The sequence below is a fragment of the Actinomycetota bacterium genome (genome assembly GCA_019347575.1).
Lineage (GTDB): Bacteria > Actinomycetota > Nitriliruptoria > Nitriliruptorales > Nitriliruptoraceae > JAHWKY01.
Genome location: JAHWKY010000120.1, coordinates 1 through 2,008, shown reverse-complemented (window position 1 = coordinate 2,008; position 2,008 = coordinate 1). Strand labels below are relative to the sequence as shown.

Annotated in this window: 3 protein-coding genes; all 3 read left to right on the top strand. The window is 71.2% G+C overall.

Going from position 1 to position 2,008, the window contains the following annotated elements; genetic code table 11:
- Positions 1-243 (top strand): SDR family oxidoreductase (locus KY469_22960; protein ID MBW3665952.1); only part of this gene is annotated, 243 nt, incomplete at its 5' end.
- On the top strand, positions 240-1,313 hold the full coding sequence (gene lipA / locus KY469_22955; protein ID MBW3665951.1) for a lipoyl synthase: 1,074 nt from the start codon (positions 240-242) through the stop codon (positions 1,311-1,313). The genes KY469_22960 and lipA, both read left to right, overlap by 4 nt.
- Positions 1,314-1,381: 68 nt before the next feature.
- The coding region (locus tag KY469_22950) for a rhomboid family intramembrane serine protease (protein MBW3665950.1) at positions 1,382-2,008 on the top strand (627 nt) is incomplete at its 3' end.

The window sequence follows — 2,008 nt, the reverse complement described above, 5'->3', positions numbered from 1 at the left end:
GAGCTCGCGCCCGGCATCCGGGTGAACGCCGTCGCGCCGGCGGTCGTGAAGACCAGGTTCGCCTCCGCGCTCTACGAGGGCCGCGAGGAGGCGGTCGCCGCCGGCTACCCGCTCCAGCGGCTCGGCGAGCCCGGCGACGTCGGCAGCATCGTGGCCTTCCTGCTCTCCGAGGAGGCGTCCTGGATCACCGGCCAGCTGGTGGTCGTCGACGGCGGCCTGACCCTCGGTGGGAGTGTCGAATGACCGCTGGAGTGCCCGGCCCGGTCGCAGGGAAGGGCATCGTCGTCACCGGTGCCGCCGGCTGGCTGGGGCAGAACCTCGTGCGGGCGCTGGTGGGGCGAAGGGCGCGGGTGCGCTGCCTCGTGCGCCGGGCCGAGGACGGGCCCCTGCTGGAGGTGCTCGGGCCCGACGTGCAGCCGCTGCGCGCGCGCAAGCCCTCGTGGTTCAAGGTCCCTCCGCCCGGCGGGCGGCGCTACCGCGAGCTGACCAGGCTCATCCACGAGGAGAACCTGCACACGGTCTGCCAGGAGGCCGCCTGCCCCAACGTCGGCGAGTGCTGGGAGCGCGGCACGGCCACGTTCATGATTCTGGGCGACACGTGCACGCGCCGCTGTTTGTTCTGCGATGTGAAGACCTGCAAGCCGACGTGGAACGACACCCTGGAGCCCGCGCGGGTGGCGGGATCAATCGCGAAGATGGGCCTGCGCCACGCGGTCATCACCTCGGTCGACCGCGATGACCTGCCCGACAAGGGCGCCGCCGCGTTCGTGGGCGTCATCCGCCAGGTGCGCGCCCAGGCGCCGCGCTGCAAGGTCGAGGTGCTCACCCCCGACTTCCAGGGTCACGAGATGCCGCTCGCGCGCGTGATCGCCGAGCGCCCCGACGTCTTCAACCACAACGTCGAGGTGGTGCCGCGCCTGTACCCGCTGGCCCGCCGCGGCTCGCGCTGGGAGCGCTCCCTGCGCGTGCTGCGCACCGCCAAGGAGCTGGGCGACGACGCGGTCACCACGAAGTCCGGGCTGATGGTCGGCCTGGGCGAGACGCACGACGAGATGGTCGACGCCTTCGCCCAGCTCCGCGAGCACGACGTCCAGGTGCTCACCGTCGGCCAGTACCTGCGCCCCACCGAGAACCACCTGCCGGTCGTGCGCTACTGGCACCCCGACGAGTTCGCTGCGCTGGAGCGCGCGGCCTACGACCTGGGCTTCGAGCACATCGCCGCCGGCCCACTCGTGCGCTCCTCCTATCACGCCGACGAGCACATCGCGCAGCGCGAGCCGGGCGACGGCCCGCTGGCGACCACGTCCAGCTGAGCTCGTGGCTCGAGGCCGCCGTCCGGCGGTGACGCACGGCACGGCACGTAGGCTTCCGCGCGCCCGTGTTGCCGCTCAAGGACAACATCCCCACCGACCGCTTCGCGGTCATCACGCTGGCGCTGATCGCGATCAACGTCGTCATGTACTTCCTGTTCCAGGAGGGCACGATCTTCGAGGGCCCCGATCAGGGCAACGTGGTGGACTACGGGGCGATCCCCTACGAGGTGACCAACCCGGGCCGGCAGTGCGTGCCGGTGCGGGGCGGCACGCAGATCGCCTGCGGCGAGGGCGCGGAGAATCTGCCGCCGACGTGGCTGACGCTGCTGACCTCGATGTTCATGCACGGCGGCATCCTGCACCTCGCAGGCAACATGCTCTTCCTGTGGATCTTCGGCAACAACGTCGAGGACAGCATGGGCCGCGGGCGGTTCATCGCCTTCTACCTGCTGGGCGGCGCCGCCGCCATCGCGCTGCAGGTCGCGATCGATCCGAGCTCGCCGGTGCCGACCATCGGCGCCTCGGGCGCGGTGTCGGCCGTGCTGGGCGGCTATATCCTGCTCTATCCGCGCGCGCGGGTGGTGACGGTCGTCTTCATCGTGATCTTCTTCACGGTCCTGGAGCTGCCCGCGCTGATCGTGCTGGGCCTGTGGTTCCTCCAGCAGGTCGCCTTCGGCGCCCTCGACGTGGTCAAC

Excerpts from the sequence above, each read along its gene's own strand:
- lipA (MBW3665951.1), top strand. The coding sequence starts at position 240 with ATGACCGCTGGAGTGCCCGGCCCGGTCGCAGGGAAGGGCATCGTCGTC.